Origin of the sequence: Anaerophaga thermohalophila str. Valhall, assembly GCF_000250735.1 — a bacterium.
Lineage (GTDB): Bacteria > Bacteroidota > Bacteroidia > Bacteroidales > Marinilabiliaceae > Anaerophaga > Anaerophaga thermohalophila_A.
Window position 1 is genome coordinate 1 of the sequence record NZ_AHZV01000197.1, and the last position, 20,033, is coordinate 20,033.

Sequence of the window (20,033 nt, forward strand, 5' to 3'; positions counted from 1 at the left end):
GCATAAAGGTTATAGATACCAAAAGCTCCGGTAGGTGCGACAGAATTCAATCAATTATAACTCTCCAATATTCACGTCTTTCGGAGCATTAATAATTTTAATGGAGTCCTTATTCAAAAAAATCTCAATCTTGTCAATATCATCGGTAAAGTCATCTGTTTTTTGTGTAAGCTTGCTGCAATCCAAAACAACTTTTCCGTCCTCTTTCTCTTCTTGCATGGTTAGAAGTTGTGTAAGATTCGGCAAAACCAATTTTGAACCCTCCTTAAGTTCAATCCAGATTAGCGCTTCATTTTCAGAACCGGATTTTGATGCCGAATCATACCAGGTAACTCCGCGTTTCATGGCTTCTTTTAATTTTGAAATATCATCTTCGGTAAGGTTATTTGCACCCTCTCCCGCGAGTTTAACAACTTCTTCCAGGTTTTTTGGGTTTACGGAAAAATGATGCAAATAATGGCCTTCCTGTAGCTTGGATTGCCGTCCAAGTGTTGTTGCCTGTTTTTCATCACTGTTTTCGTCCGGATTTCTAAAGGGAGACATAATTTGTTCTGAGTAAATGTTATTCTCCTTCCAAATATTAACTCCGTGATTGATTTGAACAGGCCCATGGACAGAAATAGCAATATTGCTGCTCCTTCCTTTTTTAGCAAATGTAGCTCCAAACAGACGGATGTCAAGGCAACTCAGAAGGTCCCTGGCAACTATCTTTTTGTCCCTTGTATCTTTATGATCGGGGAACATTTTGGCGTAAGCATCATCCAAACTATACGGAACAAATTCTTCATTGAATCTCTTAAAATAAAAGATTCTTTCGTTAGCGTATACATCTTTGAGATAATTTTTAATTGTGTATTTAAAAGCCTTGTCAGTTGCATAAACAGTACCATCGGGTAACGTTCGCGGTTGTCCGGTAAAATCGGCGTTATAATTTGAATTGATTGCTTTAACAATTGCAGCTCCGAAAATTCTTTTTTTATAAGTCATGGTGAAATTTTTAATGGTTTATTATTTAATTTTTTTCTTTTCATAAATAACACTCTGAGCAAAACAGCCTGCCAGAAAGTATCTGATATAGTCTTTCATATTTACCTCTGTTTCATAAGTTAAAACTTCGCTTGCCAGTTTCTCAAAACGTCCTTTGGATATTTCAATTTCGTGTTTGTACATAGCCATGGTATTACCTATTGTTTCCTGCAACTGTGATGCCTTTGTTTTTTGCAGGAAAGGTTCCAACATGGCGTAGGTCTTGTTGCTGGAAGCACTTTTGGTCAATAAAAAGTAGACTACCTGGCCGGCGCCGAAAGCAAATTCAGCAGGATCGTCCGAGAATGAAACATTATCACCATTGGCAACCTGTTTCATTTTTTCCAATAATTGAGGGATTCGTGATGCCATATTTTCTCTGTTTTTATTCTGATTAAAAAATTTGTAAAGGCTAAACCATATATTTAGTTTCTCTTTGATTGAATATCCGCGTTTAAAATCTTCGTCTGTCCTTATGTCTTCCAGAATAGACGTTTTCATCATCTGATCAAACATATTACAGGTGATGCTTTGATATTTTGCTTTGTAGATATAGTCATAGATAGCCTTGCGGTACTGTAGCATTAAATTGAAGAGTGCATCAGTAAAATGGTACTTGAGGTTTGGTTCAATTTCATCAAAATATTTAAGCCATAATCCATTTTTTGTCTTACTAATCAGATTACCGTTGAAAATTTTATTAAAGACAGTGTCCTCCAGTTGAAAAATGTTAAATATCTGAAGTGATTCAAAATTTCCACCTACAGGAAATAACTCATAAAGCTTTAAACTTTTCTCAATTTTGTATTTGAACTGGGGGACAAAGTCGATGTCTGCAATTCTACTCCCTTTAATACCTTGAAAAAAGATTAGGTAAAAATTTTGTAAAGATTCTTTGTTATACTTTTTTAAAAGTGTTTTAATAAGTTCTGAGTAAGACAAAACCTCACCATCCTGGTGTAAACTCACAAGTTCTTCGTTTAATTCCTTTTCATCGATAAATACAGGGCAGGGATTAGGGAGCTGCTTGTTTTGCTGGAGCTTAAAGAATTTCCATATTTTTTGGGCTTCATCTCCCTTTATCCTGTAATTATATTTTAACGAAGAAGTTTGATGCTTCAGGAAACGTTTTTTATCGTTAAATCCGCTCAGGCTGTCGCTAATCCCAAAAACCTGCCCATTGAATTCCTGATTGTATTCTTCTTTATTAAAAACATTTTCTTTTAAATACTCACGATGAGATTCCGTTATATCGTCAGTACTAATATTTTTGAGTATTAGATAAACCGAATATGAATCTTTTGCCTCTTTATAAGGTTGAAGGTTGTTTAGTAATTCATAAATGTTTTGAGTCAGATAATTCCTGAAAAGGAAAAACATCTTTTTCTGGGTATCTGTCTTACAATATTTTTCAGCCTTTTTGAAATATTGATCAGTTAGCTCTTTGATCAGTATATCCTTGTGGTATTTTGCAAAATTCTTTTTCGTAAAGGCAAGAACAAATGGAGAACAAGAAACCCCGTAAATTTTTTTGTTAGGATTGAAAATTTTTGCAGGGGAAACCGGTAAAGTATTAATCTGAATATTAAGACATTCCTGGAAAAAAGGATTCATCTCGGTCTGTTTTGTGAACACACCATAATCTTCTTCATTTAGCTTTCCATCTGCATCCACATTCTTTAATACAGGAACTCCCTTTTCTTCCTGGATGTCCAGAAATATATACAATCCCTCTTTTAGTTGAAGATTTCTGCTAAAAGTTTCCTCTGGTAATGTATCTACAAATTGTACGATTTCTTTTATCATTTTATTTCTTTTTATTTACCAACCAACTCCCCCCAATCCCGGTCAGGGGGAGTTGTACCTTTAATCCTAATCCACAATAACCCTTGCCTTTTGATATCCGTGATAGAAATTCGGATCGCTGCGTTTAAATACAGACATGATTTTATCAATTTGGTTGTTAAGTATATCATGAGCATCGTTCAGGAGTTGTTCAATCTCGTTGGTAGCGATGCTTGATTTAATTTGGTAGGCACGGGGTTGACCGTTGATTTCGAGCAACTGATTAACGTCGTTCTGAAGATCGTTAATTTGCTCGGCTGTCATACCGTAATCGGTTGTCAGAGTTTCCTGAAGTTCGGTAGCTTTGTCGATGATGGCCTTTACTTTAATGAAAAACTCATTGTAGGGCAGGCGGAAGATGTCGGTTTGGTTGTCTCCCATCTGGCGGGCCAGTTCGTCGTTTCCTTCAACAGATGCATAGGCTTCAATAAGGTCGTTAAGGATATCGGCTTTGGTAGCAATTGCTCTTTTCAGAGCCAGTTTTGATTTGCCGATGGTAACTTGTGCCTCGGCCTGTGCTGTTGCGGCAGAATCGATGGCGTTAAGTTTTTGGCTGAGTTCTGTTTTTGCAGCAGCCAACCGGGCAATACTCTGCCATTTAGAAGCATTTTCGTCAAGATAGCTGTTAACAGTATCCATCATGTTTTTACGATTGATTTGTCGAATTTCCATAGTAAAAGGTTTTTAAAGGTTGAACATATTGAAGTTATTAAGATTTTGTTTGTTTTTTCTGGTTTATGATCGACCTCTGATGGCTTATGCTGAGGTTCCGGACGCTTATGATTTATCTACGGTGCTTTATGTTGAGGTTCCGGACGTTTATGTTGAGGTTCCGGACGTTTATGCTGAAGTTCCGGACGTTTATGCTGAAGTTCCGGACGTTTATGTTATAACTCCGGACGCTTATGTTATAACCCCGGACGCTTATGTTATAACTCCGGACGCTTATGTTATAACTCCGGCTGTTTATGTTATAACTCCGGCTGTTTATGCGGAGATTAGGGAGGCTTATGCACGACTCCCGGTGCTTTATGCACGACTCCCGGATGCTTATGAATGAAATTCACTGATTCGTGTTTTAAGTTTATGTCTGATCTGTCTTACTTTCTTTTTCTTATCTGGAGGACTGCCGATTATAAAATCTATTGATCTGTTATTTCAAACCATCCAAAACCTGCTGAACTCTTTTCGCTCACGCCGCAATTCCAAATCATTCTGTGTACTTCCACCGGAGCCGTCAGTTCAAAATCGAAGATGTTGCCAACAACCCTTGTCTCCTGTGGTGTTTCCGGTTTTAATCACAAATCCGCTTCGTTTGTATTTCTTTTCGGGTTTAAAGTTGATCATGTTGCCGGGTATTTCGAGTCCTCTGGTGCTGGTGTATTTTTCGGTAATATGTTTAACCGATAGTTCCTGAAAATTTTCGTCATCAGGCTTGAGGTACTGTGCCGGTTTGTTTTTGTCGGATTGATAGCTCACCACCCAGGGGGTTACCAGCCGGTAACGCATGTTTTCATCAAACCGGGGCTCAGGCAGAGCCTCTACATTGGTAACCTTCAAATCAAGGCCGTTGAATTTGTTACCCAGAAAAAATTCCTGTTGCATAAACAGTCCTTTTATGAAGTTAGTGGCTGCTTCGGGGGCATCAAACGATACCTGCAACGTAAGGGTTGATGCAGCAATCTCGAATAATTTCCGTTCTTTCCACAGTTTTGGTTTTCCGAAGTTAAGCCGCGAAAAGCAAAAGAGCTTATACAGTTTGGTGGTACCGCTCCCGTAGCCCTGGTCGTGCAGAAACCGGGCAAAGTCTTTGTCGGCCTGCTTCAATACTTTGTATATCCAGGCACTGATGTAATACTGGTAATCCATTGGAAGCATTCGTTGCTTCCCGGTACGGTTAAATATTATTCTGAATCTCATAATAATACGGTTAACAGTGAATTCAAGTCGCGACAGTAAAAAACAAAAACCCGGCATCCCGGCGGGATACACAACATCAAGTTTCTTCGATAAAACAAACCAAGGCAGTTAGTCGAATTTGAATGGAGATATTCCGGAAAGTAAGAAGAATTGCAGTTCGTGTCGGGTTGATTGGCCTTCATTTTAAAGGGTATTGGTTAGTTGCATTAACAATAAAAGTTGCTTTTTTGACGTTTAAATTTAGTGATTATTTGTTCAATTTTCATAAAACAGGATAGGAAAATTTCTATTTTTTTGACGACAAAATATTTTTTTAAGGTTGTCTGAGTCTCAATGGTCAGTGAAAAAAAGTCTAAAACGCAGAGATGCAATGACGCAAAGTTTTGATTACCCAAATTCTTTCAGGTTAACGGCGAAGCCGGGCAGAGCGATTGTGAAATTTTTTTCGAGTTTATAGACGAACACTAAATAGTTACTTTCAACCATCCCACCCTTCCACCCTTCCACCCTTCCACCTCCGTTCCCCATGCCCTCTGCCCCATGCCCTCTGCCCCATGCCCTCTTCTCTCTGCCCTCTCAGCCCGATCTTTTCTTCTGATACTGCGACGGTGTCATGCCGTAATCTTTTTTAAAGGTAACCCCGAAATAGCTGACATCTTTAAAACCGCATCTGTAGGCCACTTCGGAAATTGATAAGTGGTTTTCTTCGAGCATTTCGGCGGCTTTCATCATTCTCATTTTACGAATAAAGGTGTTGGGGTTGATGTTGAGCAGTTCCGAGGTTTTCCGGTATAGCATAGAGTTGCTCATCGAAAGTTCTTCGGCCAGCATTTTTACCGAAAAGTCGGGGTTGGAGAGATTGTTCCCGATGATCTCTCCGGCTTTTACCAGGAAGTCGTCCTGTGCGGCATGCCCGTTTTTTGCGGCATGGTTAAAACGCTTCATCAGCGTCATTGTGCGTTTTTGTTGTTCCAGCAGGGCCTCCATTCTGGCCAGAAGGGTATTCAGGTTGAAGGGTTTTGCAATGTAGCTGTCGGCACCCGCGCGATATCCTTCTGCCCGCTCTTCGTCCGATATTTTTGCGGTGAGCAGGATGATGTTTATGTGCGAGGTGGCTTCGTTTTTCCTGATCTTTCTGGTGAGTTCAATGCCGTTCATCGATGGCATCAGCACATCCGATATTATGATGTTTGGTTTTTTGTTGAGGGCGGTCTCGTATCCGATCACCCCGTTGGGCGCTTCTATTACTGTGAATACTGGTTCCAGGTTGCTTTTCAGCAGTTTTCGGAAGTCCGAATTGTCCTCTACAATCAGGACGACAGGCTTATTATCGAACGATTGCTGAAGGTTTTTAATCCGCAGAATGGTTTCTTCTTCAATATCTTCGGGTTCCATAAAAGTTGTTGGTATCTGTTCGTGCCTGTTTTCGCCAACTTCGTATTCGTTGAATGCGTTTCTGTTAACAGGAATTGAAAATACCACGGTGGTGCCCCTTCCGGGTTCGCTGTCCAGTTCTATGGTTCCTTTGTGTGCTTCTACCATCGATTTTGTGAGCGATAAGCCGATGCCAAAGCCACCGGTTTGGTGATTGCTGCCATCGATAGACTGGTAACGGTCAAAAATGAGCGATTGCTTTTCTTTGCTTATCCCTTTACCGGTATCCGTTATTTCAAAACGGGCCATTGTGCGGTTGCCCGATTTGGCAAGTGACAGTTCCAGCGTTACGCTGCCTTCTTTGGGTGTAAATTTAAAGGCATTGGATAAAAGGTTGTAAAGGATGATGTCCAGTTTTTCCTGATCGAACCAAAGATTCGATTCCGGACAATTAATCTCGCAGTTAAAGAATATCCGGTTTTTCCTGGCCAGGGGGGTAAAGTTATCGCAGATGTTTTGTGTGAATCTGTTCAGATTTCCGGCGCTGACGTGCAGCGGCAGTTGTTCTATTTCCGATTTGCTGAAATACAGGAATTGCCTGTTGAGTCTGTTCAGCCGGTTAATGTTTCTCTCGGCCAGTGACAGGTCTTTGCTGTTTGGCGTGCCGCGAGAATGGCGCCAGTCGTCAATCAGGCACGAAAGAATGCTCAGGGGGGTCAGGAATTCATGCGAGATGTTTGCAAAGAGTCCCTGCTTGAAGAAGTTGAGCTTATCGGATTTTTGTCTTTCGATATGTTCTATTTCGAGGGCATGCCTCACCTGCTGATTTTTGCGTTCCATGCGGAATACAAGGAGGATAATGCCGCCAAAGATGAGGGCATAAATGGAAAAAGCCCACCAGGTTTTATAGGGTGCCGGCTTAACCCTGATGAAGAGTTGCTCCGGCCGGGGGTTCCAATGGCCCTGGCTGTTGGAACCTTTTATTTTAAGGGTATATTCGCCGGGCTTCAGGTTGGCATAATTGAGTGTGCGCATGTCGGCATCCAGAATACGCCAATCCTCTTCGAGACCTTCGAGCCGTACCGAGTATTTGTTGTTTTCGGGTTGCGAAAACGAGAGCGCAGCAAACGTAACCGAGAAATTGTTCTTCAGATGATTCAGCACCAACGGGTGATCGGGCCCGGTTACTATTGATGCCGGTTCGTTCATAACCTTTACATGGGTTATTACAACCGGCGGAATAAAACTGTCGGGATTGATATCGCCGGGCGTAAAGATATTAAACCCCCGGTTCCCTCCAAAGTAGAGATTTCCTTCGACATCTCTGAATGTGGCTCCTTTGTTGAAAATATTTCCCTGCAGTCCGTTTTCGCGGAGAAAATAGTTGGATGCGATACTGTCTCCTGTGGTGGCCATTCTCGTAAGTCCCCTGTTGGTGCCTATCCACAAATTATTTTTTTTATCCTGATTGATGGTATAGATGATGTCTCCCGATACATGTGGAGCATACGAAATGAATTCCTCCTTTCCGGGGGCCCACCTGAACAGTCCGCCACCTCCCGAACCTATCCATATTGTCCCCGATGCATCTTCGAAAAGGGTTAATATGTGGTCGGTGATCAATCCGTTCCTGTCATTACGGGTAGCCAGATATCTTTCAAACTGAAGCGGGTAATGATTTTCAATATTCGAAGCGGACCGGTTGATGCCACCATCGTAGGTTGCTGCCCATAAATTATTATTGGTGTCTATTAATATTTGGGATATTCTGTTGCTGCTGAGCGATGAAGGATTGTCATCTTCCACGTTGTACCTTATTATAATGAAGCTGCTGAAGCTTTCAGGTTCGGAAGGAACAACTTTATAAAGACCGTTTTCGGTGCCAATCCAGATATGCCCGAACGGGTCTTCCCGGATGTCGGATATTTCTCTTGACGGAAAGTCGTATTGCGGTGTGTTTTTGTTTATAATGATGTATTCCCCTGTTTCGGTATTGAGCTTTATAACACCCTGGTACCTGGTGCCGAGCCACAAATATCCTTTGCTGTCGCGGTGAAAACAATTGACGGTGTTGATGTCGCCGGGCAACCTGTCGAAAACCGGCAAACGGGTATATCGGGTAAAGGTTTGATCTTCGGGGTTGTATTCTCCGAATCCGAGGCTTTTTACCCCGACAAGAAGTTTACCGTCAATGGTTTTTACAAATGCAGAAACCGACTGACTTCCGGGTGATACCGATGCGTCTCCTATTGTGTAGGTGTTGAATAACTTTATTTTATTATCAATTTTGTTGACACCGCCTCCCGATGTTCCTGCCCATATCAGGCCCGATGCGTCGCATAAAATGGCGTAGGCTTCATTATGCGAGAGTTTTTTGTCGCGACTTTCGGCATTGAATTGCATGTATGCAGGCGACTGTTGCTTCGGATTCCTGATCTTTGTGAGTCCCGTGGGGGTGCCAACCCATAAATTGCTGTCTTTGTCAAACGTCAGATCAAAAATGATGTTACTGGCAATTGAAGCGGAAGGATCACCCAGTTCCAGGTGTTTTTGGATTACAATTGAATCGCCTTCCAGGCTGAAGTTTATTATTCCCTCTTCCCATAACCCAAGCCAATATTCATTTTCTCCGCCCTGCGTCATCGAAAAAGGCGAAAAATGGGTGAGATTAAGCGGTATGTCCTCAATTGACCATGATTTAATTATGTCTCTTTCCCTGCTGATAAGCGTTAATGCCCCCTGCCATGAGGATATCCAGATATTTCCCCGTTTATCCCTGAAAAGATGCGTGATCCAGTCGGAATTCATCCCTGCTTCGCCTTCTGCAATGCTGTATTGTTCTACTATCCCTTTCCCCGGGGCAAGAATGTCCACGCCGGCTCCCGAGCTTCCTATCCATATATGATCCCGGTCGTCGATGGCTAAGGCATTAATGACATCGTACGACAATGTATAAGGGGCGGGCGATTGCGAGTTAAAGAAAGTAAAGGTCTCGTCTTCACGGTTCAGGCGGGCCACCCCTCTGTCGGTGGCACACCAGAGGTACCCTTCGGAGTCTTCACGAATGGCATTGAACGAATTGGTAATTAATCCTTTGTTATGATGATGCGCTATAGAATAGGTTTTAAGTACATATCCGTCGTAACGGATCAGCCCTTCCGTGGTGCAGAACCACAAAAATCCTTTGGAGTCCTGGTATACATCCTTAACATCATCGGAGGGCAATCCGTGGCTGCTGCTGATAACATCGATATCGTAATTATTCCCGGCTTTTGATTGCCCCGCTGCGTTCGGGCAAAGAAATACTGAGGTCAGTAATGCTGTGATAACATATCTTAAAATGCTGCTCATCGCTTTCGTAAAATCCGTTAAAAATTCCTTTTTACTCTTACAAATTGGTCAAAAGTACAAAAAATCATGAACGATATATTATAAAATATTTTAAAGCTAATTATATCAGTCCGTTGAGGTCGTCGTGGAATGATTAACAGGAATTGTGAATGAACGAAAAACACAGGAATATGAATGAAATTTAAGGATAGACAGGCTTTAAATTAACTTAATTTGATGGTGTTGTTTAAAAATTAACAAATCATCATATGCAGAAAGTCATATTGTTATTTGTAGTGTTATTATGGATGACCGCTTCGGGTTTTGGCCAGAAAAGCAATAAGGTATTAATTAATATCCGGCCGGATAAGGAGTATCAGGTGATTCATTCGTTTGGTGCTTCCGATGCATGGCGGGCTCAGTTTGTTGGTGCTAACTGGCCCGATGCCAAAAAACAGCAGATGGCCGAATGGTTGTTCAGTAAGGAACTGGACAGGGAAGGAAATCCACGTGGTATCGGTTTATCATTATGGCGCTTCAATATCGGTGCCGGGAGTATGGAACAGGGCGACAGCAGCTTAATCGTTAATCCCTGGCGACGGGCAGAGTGTTTTCTGAAAGCCGACGGTACTTACGACTGGAACAAACAGAAAGGCCAACAATGGTTCCTTAAAGAGGCACATAAATATGGAGTGGAGAATATCCTTGCTTTTCCCAATTCGGCACCTGTTCATTTCACCATTAACGGGAAAGCTTTTTCGCCGAAAAACAGAACCAACCTGAACATCAAAGATGATAAGCTGGATGACTATGCCGAATTTCTTGCAAATGTGTGCGAGCATTTTGAGAAGAAGGGAATCGGTTTCGATTATTTGAGTCCCTTTAATGAGCCTCAATGGGACTGGAGCAATCCTACTCAGGAAGGTACACCTGCCACCAATGAAGACCTTTATCTGCTGACGCATTTTCTCGATCAGGCATTTCAGGAGCGTGGTCTTCATACCCGGCTGGCCCCTGGCGAGACTGCCGAGCTTGAGTTTCTTTATGAAACGTCTGAAGATTATGCCGGCAGTTCCGGTCAGTTCAGGGATTTCCTGTCGCCCGAAAGTCCGCTTTTTATTGGAGCGTTCAAAAGCGTGGCACCTCTGTTTTCGGGCCATAGCTACTTTACCACCTGGCCGGTGGAGAAACTTATTGATGTGAGACTTAAATTGAGGCGGAGTCTGGATTCCATCAATCCGGCCATGGATTTCTGGCAAAGCGAGTTTTGTATTCTTGAGGATAATGATGACATAGGGAGCGGACATCAGCGCGACCTGGGCATGGCAACGGCCCTTTATGTGGCACGTGTGATCCATCACGATCTTACGCTGGCCAATGCCACATCATGGCAGTGGTGGACAGCCATTACCCAATGTAACTATAAAGACGGACTCATCTACCTGGATAATGGCCGCGAAGGTATTCCTTCGCAACAACACCCCGACAATGAGAAACTCAAGTACGACGGCAATTTTCACGATTCAAAGCTGATGTGGGCGCTTGGCAACTATTCACGGTTTGTGAGGCCCGGTATGGTAAGAGTCGGGGTCGAGATTAACGACGAATCAGACCTGTATGAGCGGGCACGCTCACTGATGGTTTCGGCCTACAAAAATAATGCTGCCAATGAACTGATCCTCGTTGCGGTTAATTATTCCGGCAGCAGTCACATCCTGGAGCTTGAAGATACGGAGATGTTCAAAGAAGTTGTGAGAACATACACTACCTCTGAAAAGCATGATCTGGCATTCTCCACTTCCCGGATCGATGATTTGTCGGTAGCGCCTGAAAGTGTTAAAACGATTATAATTAAAATTATTGAATAACCAAATAAACAGGCATTTATGAAGAAAAATGTAATCAAACAGATGATGTTAACATTGTCTCTTGTCCTTGGTTTGATAACCTGGGGATGCGATGATGACAGTGAAAAGAGCTGGAGCGTGGATAGCGACCCGGTACTCGAATTGAAAGCTGCCGAAATTCATTCGCAGCAGGGACGTACCATCAGAATAGAAGGTACAGTGAGCGATGAGGTTGGGATTAAAAAGATCAACCTCAACATTGACGACTGGTATCTGGACAGGGACATTCAGATATCAACCAACGATTCGCTGGTGAAAGAGTACGATCTCCGGTACGATTTTGAAGTACCAGCTGATGCACCTGACAAAGGACACACCATCCGTGTTACAGCCTATAATATGGGCGATCGTTCTGCCAGCCAAACGGTGGAGGTATTCATGGACGGCGATTTTGACAATCCTGTGCTCGACGTCGAAAATCCTGTTAACGGGCTGACTATGGCACCCGAAACGGAGATTCCGGTGGACATTAACGCGTTGCTCACCGATTCCCGTCAGTTGGGCTATTTTGTCGTCAAAGAGCCTTCCATCAACTTTTACGACAGTGTCTCTTTTATGGGAACAGGAAAAATGCAGCACGAATACCAAAACACGGCTGCCCTTCCTGCCGAAGTGGGCGAATACAATTTTGAGTTTATACTGGCCGACAGCGCCGGTAACAAGGTGAGTGAAAGCCGGTTGGTAAAAGCTTCATTCGATTTTGATAAACTTTACCTGGCCGACGTGGATACAGATGAAGAGCTGACTTCCGATTTATTTGGCGTTCCTATGCTTATTTCGAAAACCGAGCCTTACAATTTCGAGGCTGAATATTATTCCGAGGCTCCCGGAACCGAGGTGCGTTTTATTCCTCAAACTACAAGTTTTGAGCCTCATTGCTACGGCCTTGATCCGGACGATCCGTCCAAACTTATTAACGATCCGCAAAATGCGTTACCCATTGTTCTGGAAGAGAAAGGGTATTACCGCATTACGCTCGATCTGGAAAATCTCACTTACGAGGTAGAATCTTATGTGCCCGACGACTGGTACTTTGAGCCTAAGATGGAACATCCCGACGACGATTCTTACATTGAGACAGAGTATGTCGGGAATCTCGGACTCGTGGGCAAAGGATTCCCCGAGTATCCCGACCAGAACTGGGCTACCTGGGCCGCAATTGAATTCGAGCGTGACCCGGAAAATAATTACAGGTTCTATAAGACACTGGATATGGAAGGTACTGTCGAATTTATATTCCAGCCTGAGCATCCCTGGGGATGGTGGCCCGAGCCTTTCTGGCGGTTCGACCGAAAAGTGGACCCCGAAAAAACCATTCTCAAAGGCGGAGATAACGTGGCAATGGAGGTACCTGAGAGAACCACCTACAAGGTCACTTTTGACTCTCACCTTAACAGGGCCAAAGTGGTACCGGTTGAGTAACTGTTAATAACCGTGAATCAATAAATATTCAGAAATATGAGAAAATACATCAATAAATCAATTTGGCTTTTGGCTGCTATCTTTTGTTTTTCAGCCACACTTTTGGGCCAGGAACGATTAATCAACGGAACGGTGGTCTCCACCGACGGTGAGCCCCTTCCGGGTGTTTCCATAGCTATAAAAGGAACAACCACCGGAACCATTACCGATATAGATGGTAATTTTCAGCTCGAGGCAGAACCTTCTGATGTTTTGCAGTTCAGCTTTATAGGGTTCGAAAATCTGGAAGTTACGGTGGGCGACAAAACCACGCTTAATATCGAGATGGAAGAGTCAACCGTTGCCCTCGACGAAGTGGTTGCCATCGGGTATGGTCGTGCAAAGAAAAGCGATCTGACCAGCTCTATTACCTCGGTGAAGGGCGAAGAGATGAAAACCATGACAGTTGGAAATCCTGTAGAGGCACTGCAGGGCAAAGCACCCGGTGTTCAGATCACTGCCGGAAGCGGTCACCCGGGAGCTTCTCCCAAAGTGCTCATCCGCGGGTTCACTTCACTGAATCTTTCTACCGATCCGCTCTACGTAGTTGACGGAGTACCCATGGGCAGCAATCTTAATTTCTTAAATACCAACGAAATTGAGAGTATTGAAGTCCTTAAGGATGCTTCGGCATCGGCCATTTATGGTAGCCGCGCTTCCAATGGCGTGGTGCTTATTACAACCACACGCGGCGAAGAAGGTAAAACGCAATTCTCTGTGGATATGTCGTATGGTTTTCAGGTTTTCGACAAGCCTTACGATATGGCAAATGCGACTGAGTACGCACAAATAATGAACCGGTCGTTGCAAAATGCCGGCCTGGACGAGAGATTCCCTGATCCTGCCAGTCTTGGCGAAGGTACCGATTGGTGGGGCGAAGGTGTAGACAAAGTTTCTCCGCAAAGGAATTTTAGTTTCCAGGCTGCAGGCGGCAGTGAAAAGCATCAATATTCCGTAAGCTTAAACTACTACGACCAGGAATCGTTTTACAACTCCGGCAACTGGCAGAAATTTACTGCCCGTTTGAGTTCCGACTGGGACTTTGCCGAATGGATCAGGGCAGGCGTTATGCTAAACCCGCGTCGTGAAGCATGGGACGACACCCCCAATTGGTACCAGGACTATTTGTTGATCGATCCGGTTACACCGGTCTATCGTCCCGAAGAAGAACGTGAAGGATTGAATAAATACAGTATTTATCAGCGTTCGTATTATACTTATGTATGGAACCCTATTGCTCGCGATGCACGACAATTCGATGAAGGAGGTTACTACGCTCTTGCCGCCAATGCTTATGCCGAAATTCAACCTGTAAATGGTTTGGAATTCAGAACACAGATCAGTGGCGATTATAAGTTTAACCACGATGATGATTTTGAACCCGATTTCGTGATTGACGGCGCTCACGAAAAGAATGAGCTCAATTATGTATATCGTTCGCACGATTTTGAGTCATACTGGAACTGGACCAATACACTTACCTACTCCCTGGAGACCGGCGGTCATAATGCTTCTGTTATGGGAGGCGCCACACTCGAAAAATGGAATGGCCGGTTTATCAATGGTACAAAAGACGGTATTCCCAATAATACCGATCCGCTTCGCGAAATTGATGCAGCTACCGAAAACCCGGAGGTAAACGGCAATTCATGGGCCAATTCCCTTGAGTCTTTCCTCGGGCGTCTCAGCTATAACTATCAGAATCGTTATTATCTGACTGCAACATACCGGATTGACGGTTCTTCAAAGTTTCTGGCAAACAACAAATGGGCATCCTTCCCATCGGCTTCTGTTGCCTGGCGCATCTCTGACGAAACCTTTATGGACGGACTCGGCTTTATTGATGATTTGAAGATCAGAGCCGGCTGGGGCCGACTGGGTAATCAGAATCTGCCATCAAATGTTTATACTTCCGGTATAGGTCAGGACTATTATGTGTTCGGACCTGGTCAGGGATCGCTCGTCAATATTACATATCCGAGCAGTATGAAAAATGAGGATATTAAATGGGAAACCGTGGAGGACATCAATTTTGGCAGCGATTTCACATTATTCGGCAACCAGGTTGACGGCTCGCTGGAATACTATCAGAAGAAGACCAGAGATATGATTTTTCAGTTGCCTTATCCCAATTACAGCGGGTATCCTGGCGATGCCCAGATATGGTCGAATGTCGGCTCTATGAAGTCAGAAGGTTTCGAGATGGCGCTGAATTACCACAACCACAACAGCCGTTTGAAATATGACCTCGGTCTTACCTTCACAACAGTTGCGGTTGAAGCAACCGACCTGCCGGAAATTACCCCCGTTGTTTATGGGGATAATGAATATACCAGAACCGTGGAAGGAGAGGAGCCCGGCTATTTTTACGGCTATAAAACCGACGGCATTTTCCAGAACCGGTTCGAAATAAATTCCCATGCCAATGAACATGGTGCTCTGTTGCAAACACAAGCACAGCCCGGTGACATCCGGTTTGTCGATGTGAACGGAGACGGGGAGTTGAATGGTGAAGACCGCACCAGGATCGGTAGTCCGTGGCCCGATTTCACAGGGGGCATTAATGTCAGGCTGGCGTATGATAATTTCGACCTGACGGCCAATGTTTATGCCAGTGTCGGAAACGACCTGGTGAACTGGTTGCGAGAGGATTTGTACAGTACCCAGAGCTCCGACAATAATGTCATTTCCGGATTGCTGGATAAAGCCTGGCACGGTGAGGGAACAAGCAATGATATTCCCAGGGTAGCACATACCGACCTGAATCAGAACTTTGCCCGTTTCAGTGACTATTTTGTTGAAGATGGGTCATATATGAGACTGAAAAATATTCAGTTGGGATATTCGCTTCCGCAAACAGTGCTGGATCGTATCGGGCTGACTAAATGCCGGTTCTATGTTTCCGGTCAGAATGTGTTGACAATTACCGGTTTTGACGGAGTTGACCCGGAGGTGGCAGGAGATAGTGTCTTGAATTACGGATTCTCCGGATGGACTTATCCTGTTCTGCCAACTTACCTGATTGGTGCAAACATTACTTTCTGATCGGGTCAGCCGGATTTAAACAATAGACCGTTAGATGTTCAGGGCAGAGGGCATGGTGCAGAGAGCAGAGAGCAAAGAGTGGGAAATTGGCCTTCCGAAAGGCTCTGACTCTGGAAATGGAAGCCCGATTAAAATTTACCGGACTATTGAAAATATATAGGTACATAAAACAATAGATCGTTAGATTTTTAGATATAAGATGATTCATCAGTATAAATTATGTCTAAGTTATTGGTCTGATGGAACTCGCATGCAAGCCTTTATACATATTTTTGTTGTGGGAACCCTTGCCATGCTCGTTTCATATAATCTTGATATACTGTATTTTAATAAATACAACCTATTAATCACAAGCAATTGGTTTGTAACGTATTGTAAAAGTTTAACGGACTGTTGATAAAAACAATAAATCATGAAAAGAAAAATATTAAATATACTACTGGCAGTTGTTCTGATAGGAAGTATTTCCGCCTGTGAAGACTTCATTGAAATAGAACAACGTGGCAATCAGAACCTTGACAATTATTTTGCCAATGAGTCGGAAGCCGAGACGTTTGTTAACGGGTTGTACAAATCGTTTGCCAACTGGGACGACTGGTGGCAGCAGATCATCCGTCTTACCAATATCATGTCGACCGACGATGCCTGGATGGGAAACCTTCAGCAGGACCCAGGTGACCATTATGCATTAGCGCACTATTTTGTCGAAGCTTCTAATGCTCCCGGATCACTGAAAAATTTCTATACACATAAATATCTGAATATTGGTGCTGCCAATATTGCCATCAGTGATATTCCCGATGCACCGATCAACGATGAGTTGAAAGAAAGACTCGTGGCCGAAGCAAAATTTTTCAGAGCTTTTAGTTACTGGGAACTGGTACAAAATTTCGGCGATGTGGTACTGGTAACAGAACCACAGGGAACTTCGGGGCTTAATAAAGACAGAACACCCAAAGAAGAGGTGTATGAGCAGATCGTGAAAGACCTTAAGGAGGCGGCTGCCGTACTACCCGGTCAGTATTCGGAAGAAGACCTTGGGCGGGTAACCCGTTGGGCCTGTAAAGCTCTTCTGGCACGTACGTATCTTTTTATGAAAGATTATGACAATGCTTTTGCGTACGCCGATACGGTGATTCGTCAGGGGCCTTTTGAACTGGAAGAGAATTTTGTAGATGTATGGAGTGTATACAACCATCATGGAGTTGAGTCCATTTTTGAGATTAACGCCAGCAGCAACCAGAATTACAATGTTGGAAACCGCTTTTCTGTGGTAATGTGTGCCCGTGGTGAAATATGGCCGGAGGGAGAAGAAGATAAGATCATGGACGGATGGGGATGGTGCGTGCCGTCATCGCATCTGGAGCAGGCTTACCTTTCCGAAGGGGATGAGATACGCCGTAAAAGTACCATCGCCAAAATTGGAGAACCTGTTTATGGCGACGAAGAAGAAAATCCCAACTATCAGTTTAATATTGATTTGAATAAGTCGGGCCGTGTATGGCGTAAATATTACGTGCCGATTGATATGCGTCGCCAGTTGACCGTGAAAGACCGCCATATTCCACTGCCCATGATATTGCTCCGCCTGGGAGAAATGTACCTGACAAGAGCGGAAGCAGCTTATTTCACAGGTAATGAAGACCAGGCAAGGAGTGATATTGCCACAATAAGGGAAAGAGTTGAACTCGGCCCCAAAAACGACCTTTCGGGAAATGATCTTTTATATGCCATCTGGAAAGAGCGTCGTCTCGAAATGGCATCAGAAGGTTTGCGTTTGTATGATCTTCGCCGCCAGATCGATCCGGTGTCAGGAAAACCGCGTATTGCTGAAGCCATGGGATCGAACGGCTATTTTGTTGAGTACAATCTCAATGAGAGCACCGACCCGTATGAAACCATTCACCCTGAAGAGCCACAGGACAAAGGAATCTTGTTTCAGGAAAATCAGCATGAACTTTGGCCCATTCCTCAATCGGAAATTGACCGAAGCAACGGGGTGATCTCGCAAAATCCCGGCTATTAACAGGCCGGCCGCTGTTAAACGGCTTAACCGTTTTAAGCGAGTGTCCGGAAAGGTTCATCTAACAATACAAAAAACCTATGCTGACAATTCTTAAATACACACTACTAATTCTCCCTTTCTTATTTTGCGGTTGTGATGACAGCAATGACACTGACCCCGGGGATGATAATACCAGCGGTGAAGTAATTTTTGTTGATCCGTCTGTAACCTTGCAAACCATGGAAGGATTTGGTGCTTCCGATGCATGGCGCACGCAATTTGTCGGCGCTAACTGGCCTCTTGAAAAGCGAAATGCAATAGCAGACCTGCTTTTTAGCCGGGATGTAAAGGAAGACGGGAGCCCCGAAGGGATCGGCCTCTCTCTTTGGCGGTTCAATATTGGCGCCGGGAGTGCAGAACAGGGTTCGGCCAGTGATATAGAAAATTCCTGGCGGAGAGCCGAATGTTTTCTGAATGAAGACGGCACCTACAATTGGAGTAAACAGGAAGGTCAGCAATGGTTTCTGCGTGCTGCTAAAGAGCGGGGGGTAGAGTCACTTCTCGGATTCGTTAACAGTCCGCCGGTACACTTCACGAAAAACGGGAAAGCTTATTCTCCCGGTGGCAACAGTATTAACCTTGAAGCCGGAAGACTGCCTGATTATGCTGAGTTTCTGGCTACTGTTTGTCAGCATTTCGATAATGAGGGGATAACGATCAACTACCTGAGTCCGGTGAATGAGCCGCAATGGGACTGGGACTCACCCGGACAGGAAGGGTCTCCTGCAACCAATCAGGATGTTGCTGCTTTGGTAAGAGAGTTGTCTGCCAGCCTTGAAGAGAAGGATGTTCCAACCCAAATTGTGGTACCCGAAGCCGGGGAGCTTTACTACTTATATGAAGATCACGGGAGAACTGAGCGAGGTAATCAGGTGGATGCGTTTTTCAACCCTGCTTCTTCTCAGTATATTGGGGATATTCCACAAGTGAAAGATGTTGTTTTGGGACACAGCTATTTTACTACAGCCAACCTTTCCACCCTCGTGGATGTGAGAACGAACCTCGGCACCAGGATAAACAGAACAGGCGGTGAAGCCGGATTCTGGCAGAGTGAATTTTGTATTCTTGAAAATACTGACGATATTGGCGACGGTTGGGGGAGAGACCTGGACATGGAAACGGCTTTATATGTTGCCCGTGTCATTCATTTCGATCTTACACTTGCTAATGCAGGCTCATGGAGTTGGTGGACGGCCTTGTCGCAATACGACTATAAGGACGGGCTGATATATCTTGACAATGGGAATGACGGCATCAACGGCCCTTCCCATCCGGATTCAGAACCACTCAAAACGGACGGTTACTTTCGTGAATCAAAGCTATTGTGGGCCTTAGGAAACTATTCCCGGTTTGTAAGGCCGGGCATGGTACGGGTCAAATCGGGATATTCTGTTCCCAAGTCGGAAGAATTCATGGCCTCGAATGTGATGTTTTCGGCCTACAAAGACATTGAAGAAAATAAACTGGTATTGGTTTTTGTTAACTATTCCGGGAGTGACAAAAAAATGACGATAGGCAGCCTGGGCGATACTTTTACAGTTTCGGGGAATACATTTGATTCCTATACCACCTCTGCCACCCAAAACCTGGAAAAAGGGGCGATGCCTGCCGATGATATTGTAATTAAGGGCAGGTCTGTAGTTACACTGGTTGGAGATTTAATTTAGTGTCTGTCCATAAAGTACCATTTGCTTCGCAGTGCACTCTCAACCTCAACCTTAGTCTCAACCTCAATCTGCTGGTTGCTGGTTGGTGGTTGGTGGTTGGTGGTTGCTTGTTGCTTGTTGCTTGTTGCTGGTTACTGGTTAATTAGTTAATTGATCATTGGTAATTGATCATTGATAATTGATCATTGATAATTGATCATTGATAAATCTGTGTAAATTCGTGTCGCTCGGCTATGCCGCTTGCTTGCAAGAATTTGTGGTGCACTCTCAACCTCAACCTCAACCTAAGTCTCAACCTAAGTCTCAACCTAAGTCTCAACTTTGAGTCTCTGCGGTTGGGCTTTTTTTAACTGACTATTGTGAACAAGCACTAAATAGTGTCTGTCTATAAAC

12 protein-coding genes are annotated in these 20,033 nt (G+C 44.0%); 6 read left to right on the forward strand and 6 right to left on the reverse strand.

Annotated features, from left to right (window positions below):
- Nucleotides 1–54 precede the first annotated feature (54 nt).
- The 3 genes from OQ5_RS0110495 to OQ5_RS0110505 all read right to left on the reverse strand — a co-directional run bounded on the left by OQ5_RS0110495 (nt 55) and on the right by OQ5_RS0110505 (nt 3,543).
- Entirely contained in the window at nt 55–987 is a 933-nt protein-coding gene (locus tag OQ5_RS0110495; RefSeq protein WP_016777454.1) for a type I CRISPR-associated protein Cas7, read from the reverse strand.
- Between the two features lie 21 nt (nt 988–1,008).
- Entirely contained in the window at nt 1,009–2,832 is a 1,824-nt protein-coding gene (locus OQ5_RS0110500) for a hypothetical protein (protein WP_016777455.1), read from the reverse strand.
- Between the two features lie 66 nt (nt 2,833–2,898).
- Complete coding sequence (locus OQ5_RS0110505; RefSeq protein WP_016777456.1) at nt 2,899–3,543, reverse strand: hypothetical protein; 645 nt, start codon at nt 3,541–3,543, stop codon at nt 2,899–2,901.
- Between the two features lie 79 nt (nt 3,544–3,622).
- Between OQ5_RS0110505 and OQ5_RS0110510 the strand changes: the two genes are divergently transcribed.
- Entirely contained in the window at nt 3,623–3,931 is a 309-nt protein-coding gene (locus OQ5_RS0110510; protein WP_141638874.1) for a hypothetical protein, read from the forward strand.
- An 82-nt stretch (nt 3,932–4,013) separates the two neighbouring features.
- Here OQ5_RS0110510 and OQ5_RS25305 read toward each other — a convergent pair whose 3' ends face one another.
- The 3 genes from OQ5_RS25305 to OQ5_RS0110530 form a co-directional block, all read right to left on the reverse strand.
- Nucleotides 4,014–4,100: a hypothetical protein gene (locus OQ5_RS25305; RefSeq protein ID WP_369688195.1), complete on the reverse strand. Its 87-nt coding sequence runs from the start codon at nt 4,098–4,100 to the stop codon at nt 4,014–4,016.
- A 13-nt stretch (nt 4,101–4,113) separates the two neighbouring features.
- Nucleotides 4,114–4,791 carry a CRISPR-associated endoribonuclease Cas6 gene (locus OQ5_RS20840; protein WP_255297489.1) on the reverse strand — a complete coding sequence of 226 codons (678 nt, stop codon included), beginning with the start codon at nt 4,789–4,791 and terminating at the stop codon, nt 4,114–4,116.
- Between the two features lie 576 nt (nt 4,792–5,367).
- Nucleotides 5,368–9,516, reverse strand: coding sequence for a hybrid sensor histidine kinase/response regulator transcription factor (locus OQ5_RS0110530; RefSeq protein ID WP_016777460.1), 4,149 nt, complete (start codon nt 9,514–9,516; stop codon nt 5,368–5,370).
- A 248-nt stretch (nt 9,517–9,764) separates the two neighbouring features.
- On the opposite strand from OQ5_RS0110530, the gene OQ5_RS0110535 reads away from it, so the two are divergent.
- From OQ5_RS0110535 to OQ5_RS0110560, 5 genes are all read left to right on the forward strand, one after another.
- Nucleotides 9,765–11,363 (forward strand): glycoside hydrolase, encoded by a 1,599-nt coding sequence (locus tag OQ5_RS0110535; RefSeq protein WP_100221911.1) that lies wholly within the window; start codon nt 9,765–9,767, stop codon nt 11,361–11,363.
- 18 nt (nt 11,364–11,381) lie between these two features.
- Complete coding sequence (locus tag OQ5_RS0110540; RefSeq protein WP_016777462.1) at nt 11,382–12,824, forward strand: Ig-like domain repeat protein; 1,443 nt, start codon at nt 11,382–11,384, stop codon at nt 12,822–12,824.
- 36 nt (nt 12,825–12,860) lie between these two features.
- Nucleotides 12,861–15,908 carry a SusC/RagA family TonB-linked outer membrane protein gene (locus tag OQ5_RS0110545; RefSeq protein ID WP_016777463.1) on the forward strand — a complete coding sequence of 1,016 codons (3,048 nt, stop codon included), beginning with the start codon at nt 12,861–12,863 and terminating at the stop codon, nt 15,906–15,908.
- Between the two features lie 412 nt (nt 15,909–16,320).
- A complete protein-coding gene (locus OQ5_RS0110555; protein ID WP_016777465.1) occupies nt 16,321–17,934 on the forward strand; it encodes a RagB/SusD family nutrient uptake outer membrane protein in 1,614 nt (537 codons plus the stop codon).
- A gap of 77 nt (nt 17,935–18,011) precedes the next feature.
- Nucleotides 18,012–19,640, forward strand: coding sequence for a glycoside hydrolase (locus OQ5_RS0110560; RefSeq protein WP_016777466.1), 1,629 nt, complete (start codon nt 18,012–18,014; stop codon nt 19,638–19,640).
- Nucleotides 19,641–20,033: the final 393 nt, after the last annotated feature.

What these genes read in the sequence shown, in the direction of transcription:
- OQ5_RS0110495 (WP_016777454.1), bottom strand. Translation starts at nt 987, where the DNA reads ATGACTTATAAAAAAAGAATTTTCGGAGCTGCAATTGTTAAAGCAATC.
- OQ5_RS0110500 (WP_016777455.1), bottom strand. Translation starts at nt 2,832, where the DNA reads ATGATAAAAGAAATCGTACAATTTGTAGATACATTACCAGAGGAAACT.
- OQ5_RS0110505 (WP_016777456.1), bottom strand. Translation starts at nt 3,543, where the DNA reads ATGGAAATTCGACAAATCAATCGTAAAAACATGATGGATACTGTTAAC.
- OQ5_RS0110510 (WP_141638874.1), top strand. Translation starts at nt 3,623, where the DNA reads ATGGCTTATGCTGAGGTTCCGGACGCTTATGATTTATCTACGGTGCTT.
- OQ5_RS20840 (WP_255297489.1), bottom strand. Translation starts at nt 4,791, where the DNA reads ATGAGATTCAGAATAATATTTAACCGTACCGGGAAGCAACGAATGCTT.
- OQ5_RS0110530 (WP_016777460.1), bottom strand. Translation starts at nt 9,516, where the DNA reads ATGAGCAGCATTTTAAGATATGTTATCACAGCATTACTGACCTCAGTA.
- OQ5_RS0110535 (WP_100221911.1), top strand. Translation starts at nt 9,765, where the DNA reads ATGCAGAAAGTCATATTGTTATTTGTAGTGTTATTATGGATGACCGCT.
- OQ5_RS0110540 (WP_016777462.1), top strand. Translation starts at nt 11,382, where the DNA reads ATGAAGAAAAATGTAATCAAACAGATGATGTTAACATTGTCTCTTGTC.
- OQ5_RS0110545 (WP_016777463.1), top strand. Translation starts at nt 12,861, where the DNA reads ATGAGAAAATACATCAATAAATCAATTTGGCTTTTGGCTGCTATCTTT.
- OQ5_RS0110555 (WP_016777465.1), top strand. Translation starts at nt 16,321, where the DNA reads ATGAAAAGAAAAATATTAAATATACTACTGGCAGTTGTTCTGATAGGA.
- OQ5_RS0110560 (WP_016777466.1), top strand. Translation starts at nt 18,012, where the DNA reads ATGCTGACAATTCTTAAATACACACTACTAATTCTCCCTTTCTTATTT.